General features: G+C 45.8%; 6 protein-coding genes and 2 pseudogenes (1 of these 8 running past the window's edge). 5 read left to right on the top strand and 3 right to left on the bottom strand.

Features of this window, described 5'->3' with window-relative positions; all coding sequences use genetic code 11:
* From gatB to gatC, 3 genes and pseudogenes are all read right to left on the bottom strand, one after another.
* Nucleotides 1–707 (bottom strand): Asp-tRNA(Asn)/Glu-tRNA(Gln) amidotransferase subunit GatB (gene gatB, locus B3J29_RS10125; RefSeq protein ID WP_414632211.1); only part of this gene is annotated, 707 nt, incomplete at its 3' end.
* Nucleotides 707–2,042 (bottom strand): annotated as a pseudogene (locus B3J29_RS10120) (amidase). The gene gatB and the pseudogene B3J29_RS10120, both read right to left, overlap by 1 nt.
* 52 nt (nt 2,043–2,094) lie before the next feature.
* Nucleotides 2,095–2,409, bottom strand: coding sequence for an Asp-tRNA(Asn)/Glu-tRNA(Gln) amidotransferase subunit GatC (gatC, locus tag B3J29_RS10115; protein WP_005234479.1), 315 nt, complete (start codon nt 2,407–2,409; stop codon nt 2,095–2,097).
* Nucleotides 2,410–2,542: 133 nt separating this feature from the next.
* Here gatC and B3J29_RS10110 point away from each other — a divergent pair, with 133 nt between their 5' ends.
* The 5 genes and pseudogenes from B3J29_RS10110 to B3J29_RS10090 form a co-directional block, all read left to right on the top strand.
* Nucleotides 2,543–3,589 carry a rod shape-determining protein gene (locus B3J29_RS10110; protein WP_005234480.1) on the top strand — a complete coding sequence of 349 codons (1,047 nt, stop codon included), beginning with the start codon at nt 2,543–2,545 and terminating at the stop codon, nt 3,587–3,589.
* Between the two features lie 16 nt (nt 3,590–3,605).
* Nucleotides 3,606–4,463 carry a rod shape-determining protein MreC gene (gene mreC / locus B3J29_RS10105; protein WP_286965257.1) on the top strand — a complete coding sequence of 286 codons (858 nt, stop codon included), beginning with the start codon at nt 3,606–3,608 and terminating at the stop codon, nt 4,461–4,463.
* The gene (mreD, locus tag B3J29_RS10100; RefSeq protein ID WP_286965255.1) at nt 4,450–4,941 is read left to right on the top strand and encodes a rod shape-determining protein MreD; all 492 of its coding nucleotides are present in this window, start codon (nt 4,450–4,452) and stop codon (nt 4,939–4,941) included. Before mreC ends, mreD begins: the two co-directional genes overlap by 14 nt.
* Nucleotides 4,929–5,495 (top strand): Maf family nucleotide pyrophosphatase, encoded by a 567-nt coding sequence (locus tag B3J29_RS10095; RefSeq protein ID WP_180002471.1) that lies wholly within the window; start codon nt 4,929–4,931, stop codon nt 5,493–5,495. Before mreD ends, B3J29_RS10095 begins: the two co-directional genes overlap by 13 nt.
* 39 nt (nt 5,496–5,534) lie before the next feature.
* Nucleotides 5,535–6,286: pseudogene (locus B3J29_RS10090) on the top strand (ribonuclease E/G); it runs 518 nt beyond the window's last position.

The raw sequence follows: 6,286 nt of genomic DNA, 5'->3' as shown, positions 1-6,286 counted from the left end.
TCAATGAAACGGAATGAGTTCAGGTTTTTCAATTCACAACGTGTACCGAATGGTTGACCCGGACGACGTAAAGACACGTTACAGTCCGCACGGAACGAACCTTCTGCCATGTTACCGTCAGAAATACCTAACCAGCGTACCAGCGTGTGAATCGCTTTAATATAAGCAACAGCTTCTTCAACCGAACGCATATCCGGTTCAGATACGATCTCAAGCAGAGGAGTACCGGCACGGTTCAAGTCGATGCCTGACATGCCTTCAAACTGGTCATGGATTGATTTACCTGCATCTTCCTCAAGGTGTGCACGCGTTACGCCAATGCGTTTTACTGTGCCATCTTCAAGCTGGATGTCGATATGACCCAAGCCCACAATCGGGTTGTCCATCTGACTGATCTGATAGCCTTTTGGAGAATCCGGATAGAAATAGTTTTTACGCGCAAATACTGAAGCCTGGTCGATATACGCATCGATACCCAGACCAAAGCGAATCGCAAGATCAACCACTTCTTTGTTTAATACTGGCAATACGCCCGGCATAGCCAAATCTACAAGGCTCGCCTGAGTGTTTGGATCATTACCAAACTCGGTAGAAGAACCAGAGAAAATTTTTGATTTCGTCGCAAGCTGAGTGTGAATCTCGATACCAATAACGACTTCCCAACCGTCAATCAGGTTAGATTTTGGTTTAGCAGCGTTTTTAGCCATTATGCATTCTCCTCAGCAATTGCAGCGCGTTTAGTATGCCAATCGGTTGCTTGTTGATACTGATGTACCACAGACAACAATTGAGATTCTGACCAGTAGTTACCAATCAACTGTAAGCCAACTGGCAAGTTGTCTTTGTCAAAACCAACAGGCGCGTTAATCGCAGGAAGACCTGCAAGGTTTACCGCGATGGTATAGATGTCACCTAGGTACATTTCAACCGGAGACAGGTTTGCACCGATACGGTATGCAGTAGTTGGTGCAGAAGGGGCAGCGATGACGTCTACAGATTCAAATGCTTTTAAGAAATCTTGCTGGATTAAACGACGTACTTTTTGTGCTTTCACATAATAAGCATCGTAATAACCAGCAGACAGAGCATAAGTACCGATCAGGATACGACGCTGAACTTCAGCACCGAACCCTTCTGAACGGGAACGTTTGTAAAGGTCGAGAAGATCTTTTGGCTCTTCACAACGGTAGCCATAACGTACGCCGTCATAACGAGACAGGTTAGAAGATGCTTCAGCCGGTGCGATCAGATAGTAAGTTGGAACATAAGCTTCTGTCATGTTGAGATCAATCTCAACCAGAGTTGCACCCATTTCTTCCAGTTTTTTCAGTGATTCTTCAACACGTGCTTTCACGTCTGCATCCAGACCTTCAACATTGAAGTACTGTTTTGGAATACCAATGCGCAGACCTTTTACAGAAGTCCCGTTCAGGTTTGCCACATAGTCATCAACATCTTTATCCATTGATGTTGAGTCTTTGGCATCATGACCAGCCATCACATTCATCAGGTAAGCACAGTCTTCAGCTGAACGTGCCATTGGGCCGCCTTGGTCTAGAGATGATGCATACGCGATCATACCGAAACGTGATACACGGCCATAAGTCGGTTTCAGACCAGTCAGACCACAAAAAGAAGCCGGCTGACGGATTGAACCACCGGTATCNNTCCATGTTCACTTTACCAAGTGTGACTAAGCCCGCAGCTTTACCTTTCGCTACAACGGTCGCGTCGTAAGGAGAGATAAAATTGTCCAGCATTTTAGAACCGGCAGTGGTTTTAATGCCTTGGGTACAGAAAATATCTTTATGTGCAATGGGCACACCAGTGAGGGCGGTGGCGTTGCCTGCTTTGATTGCAGCATCGGCAGCATCAGCTTGAGCCAATGCCTGTTCAGCAGTCACGGTCACATAAGCTTTGACCTGAGCATCAATTTTTTCGATGCGTTTTAAATAGTGTTGAGTCAATTCGCGGGATGAAAATTGAGCATTTGCCAAACCTTCAGTCAGTTCACGAATGGATAAGCGGTGTAAATCTGTCATGAGAAATAATTCTTTACGTTTAATTTAATAAAAAGAATGAACTGGGTAATAATTACTCAATCACGCGAGGGACGAGATACAAACCGTCCTGTACAGCAGGTGCAACTGCTTGGTATTCCTCACGATGATTACTTTCCGACACGACATCTTCACGTAAAGGCTGTGGGTGGTCGAAAGGGCTTTTCAGTGGTTCAACACCGTCAGTATCGATGCCTTTCAGGGTTTCCATCATGCCTAAAATTTTATTTAAACTTTGAGCATATTCAGCAGATTGCGTATCATTAAGAGATAACCTTGCGAGGTTGGCAATAGCTGAAACTGTTTCTGCATTTAAATCTGCAGAAGACTGTGCATCCGATGTAGACATAATATTACCTAATCAGTATTAAAAAAAATTCAAATTATCATGCGTTATGATAAGCGATTGACTTGTCCAAATCATCACATTTAGTTAAAGTGGCCACCTTGCGTCCATATAAAGTTTAACTGAGAACGTCCCCGTGATTCTAAAACGACTAATAGGCTTGTTTTCGCCAGATCTCGCTATTGATTTAGGTACTGCAAATACACTTATTTATGCGCCAGGACGAGGCATTATATTAAATGAACCGACGGTTGTAGCCATCCGTCACAGTGGTTCACATAAAATTGTTGCTGCCGTAGGTCTTGACGCGAAACAAATGCTTGGTCGTACCCCAGCAAATATTTCTGCAATCCGTCCGATGAAAGACGGTGTAATTGCGGATTTCGAAGTGACTGAAACCATGTTAAATCAGTTCATTGGTAAGGTACACGAAAAACGTTTATTCCCGCCAGCGCCACGCGTGGTGGTTTGCGTGCCATGTAAATCGACACTGGTTGAACGCCGTGCGATCCGTGAAGCAGTTTATAATGCGGGTGCACGTGAAGTACGTCTGATTGAAGAACCGATGGCTGCTGCAATTGGTGCAGGCATGCCGGTTGAGCAGGCGTGTGGTTCGATGGTTGTTGATGTGGGCGGCGGTACAACTGAGATTGCAGTAATTTCATTGCAGGGCTGTGTATATGCAGACTCGCTGCGTATTGGCGGTGATGTATTTGACGAACAGATCATCAACTACGTACGTAAGGCACATGGTTGCGTGATCGGTGAAACTACAGCTGAAGTGATCAAAAAAGAAGTCGGCATGGCACTTCCAGATGAAGGTGCAAAACCGCTGGAAATTGAAGTCCGTGGCCGTAACCTGGCTGAAGGTGTGCCTCGTGCGATTGTGGTGAACTCGGATGAAGTCACTCAAGCGATTTCTGATCCACTACAAAACATCGTGTCTGCGGTGAAATCTGCATTGGAACAAACACCTCCTGAACTGTCTTCTGACATCGCTGAACGCGGGATCGTATTGACTGGTGGTGGTGCATTGTTGCGTAACCTGGACAAGCTGCTTGCCAAAGAAACAGGTCTGCCTGTTGTGGTTGCTGAAGATCCACTGTCTTGTGTGACTCGTGGTGGCGGTAAGGTACTCGAATTCTTCGACAATCCAAATCATGACATGTTATTTGTAGGCTAAGACAAGGATTCGGCGGGTGCAAGCACATCTGTTTTCTCGACAACCGCCATCTTTTCGCTCTTTTATCATTGCACTGATAACATGTCTGGTGGTGCTGTTCTTTGACTGGCGCATGCCACATGTTGTTCAACCTGCAAGGGATGTCTTGTACGCGGCCTATAATCCCATTTATGCCGTGGCCAGCTATCCGGTACTGTCGCGAGAATGGCTGAATCAACAAACCAAATCTGAAGCACAACTGCGTCGTGAAAATACCGCGATGCAGGCTGAGCTATTGCAGGCGCAAGTTCGCCTACAAAAAATTGCAGAGCTTTCTGCAGAAAATACCCGTTTGCGCGGTCTTTTAGATACCCCTCTGATTCTTGATGGACGTATGGAAATTGCTGAGGTGATTGGTACCGATGCTGATCCGCTACGCCATATCATCGTGATCAACCGTGGTTCCAATAACAAGCTGAAAGTCGGTCAGACCGTACTGGATGACATGGGGATTATGGGGCAGATTATTGATGTCTATCCGCATAGTAGCCGGGTCATGCTGCTCTCTGATAAAGAACACTCCTTGTCTGTACGTCTGGAACATACCGGCATGCGTGCCATTGTCTCGGGGACCGGAGATCTGGGACGCCTGAAAATGGAATATGTACCGACCAGCGCCAATATCAAAGTTGGTGAAAAAGTTTACAGTTCAGGTCTGGGACAGCATTTTCCGGCAGGTTATCTGGTGGGAACAGTATCCAATGTGAAACGGCATAATTCAGGGGAATTTGCCCAGATTGATGTTACTCCAGCGGCACAGTTGGCCGGTGGTCATCATGTCGTCGTGCTGTTCTCTGACTCATTAGCGATGGAGCAACCGCATGTCACTCGCTAAGATGCGACCTAAAACACATCGTGATCCTTTATTTGCCATTGTCATTTCGGTGATTGTGGCTTCCGTTCTCTCAGTCTATCCACTGTCTTACGAGACCTCGGGATGGCGTCCATTATTTATGTTAATGGTCATGCTGTTCTGGGTATTGTGTCAGCCGACCTGGTGTGGAATCTGGTTTGCATTTGCTACCGGGATCTTGATTGATTTACTGCTTGATGCGCCTTTAGGTCTCAATGCACTTAGCTTTATCATCATTGCTTTTGTGGCACGTTTCTTGACCCGTGAGCGCCGTATTCTGACCTTTGCTAATTTATGGGTCATCACAGCAATTGCGATTCTGGCACATTTGATGATTATCTTTTTTGCCCAGATTTCGACCGGCGTACAATTCTCATTTGCACGACATTGGATTCCCATGCTGACTAGTGTCATCATATGGCCAGTGCTTTATTACTTTTTGAGAAAATGGCGCATTTAATCCTCGCTTCCAGCTCACCTCGACGCCGTGAACTTTTGCAGCAACTCGGGCTGAGCTTTGAGATCTGTAGCCCAGATGTAGACGAATCTGTACTGGAAAATGAATCCATTGCAGCCTATGTCGAACGTCTGGCGCAAGTCAAAGCGGAAGCGGTGGCCAAGCTGTATCCGGATGCCATTATTATTGCTGCGGATACCAGTTTAGGGGTTAATAATGAAATTTTGGGGAAACCTGAATCTAAACAGCATGCCTTTGAAATGTGGGAAAAAATTTCAGGAAGATGGCATGATGTGTATACTGGGGTGTGCGTCCGCACAAAAGAAGAAAAATACAGTATAGTAGTCCGTACACAGGTTGAATTTCAGCCACTAAATAGCCATGATATGGAAAGTTACTGGGCAACAGGTGAGCCGCTTGGGAAAGCAGGCGCCTATGCAATACAGGGAATTGCAGCGCGTTATATTCCAAGAATAGAAGGTAGTTATTCGAATGTAGTGGGTTTGCCACTATATGAAACAGTACAGTTATTGCAGACGGTTAAGGCACTAAATTAACTGCTGAAAAAGAATTCTTATAATGTTTTGAGTGTTGTTATGTCTGACGAGTTGTTGATTAACGTCACACCGATGGAATGTCGGGTGGCGTTGATTGAAAACGGCACGGTGAATGAACTGTTTGTCGAGCGTACGGCCAAGCGCGGATTGGTCGGGAATATCTATAAAGGGAAAGTGGTCCGGGTCTTGCCGGGCATGCAGGCCGCTTTTGTCGATATTGGTCTGTCCAGAACGGCATTTTTGCATATCAATGACATGGTCTGGCCACGTAACCAGCCAACGCCGAATGTATTCGAGCTGTTGCAACCGGGTTTGATTCTCACTGTTCAGGTGATGAAAGATATGCTCGGCACCAAGGGCGCACGTCTATCTACTGATCTTTCTATTCCTTCACGTTATTTGGTCCTGATGCCATATGGCAATCATATTGGTGTATCGCAGCGGATTGAATCCGAAGATGAACGCAATCGTTTACGCTCGATCATTGAGCGTATTCAGGCAGAACACAAGTTGCCTGGCTCCGTGATTGTCCGTACTGCTGCGGATGGCATTGAAGAAGAAGCGATTGCACAGGATATGGCTTATTTGGCTAAACTCTGGGAATACATTCAGCGTAAACAAAAAGTCATTGCAGTGCCTTCATTGATCTTTGAAGAGCTGCCTTTGCCACAGCGTGTTATTCGTGATCTTGCCAATGAAGAAACCGAAAAGATTTATATCGATTCACGCGAAATTCACGGCAAGCTGAAAGAGTTTGTGGATGAGTTCGTGCCGAATATGAAAGACCGTTT

Origin of the sequence: Acinetobacter sp. UBA5984, from assembly GCF_002429925.1 — a bacterium.
Taxonomy (GTDB): domain Bacteria; phylum Pseudomonadota; class Gammaproteobacteria; order Pseudomonadales; family Moraxellaceae; genus Acinetobacter; species Acinetobacter variabilis.
The sequence above is the reverse complement of the archived record's forward strand: the minus strand, read 5'-3'. Positions and strand labels throughout refer to the sequence as shown.

Excerpts from the sequence above, each read along its gene's own strand:
- B3J29_RS10095 (WP_180002471.1), top strand. The coding sequence starts at position 4,929 with ATGGCGCATTTAATCCTCGCTTCCAGCTCACCTCGACGCCGTGAACTT.
- gatC (WP_005234479.1), bottom strand. The coding sequence starts at position 2,409 with ATGTCTACATCGGATGCACAGTCTTCTGCAGATTTAAATGCAGAAACA.
- mreD (WP_286965255.1), top strand. The coding sequence starts at position 4,450 with ATGTCACTCGCTAAGATGCGACCTAAAACACATCGTGATCCTTTATTT.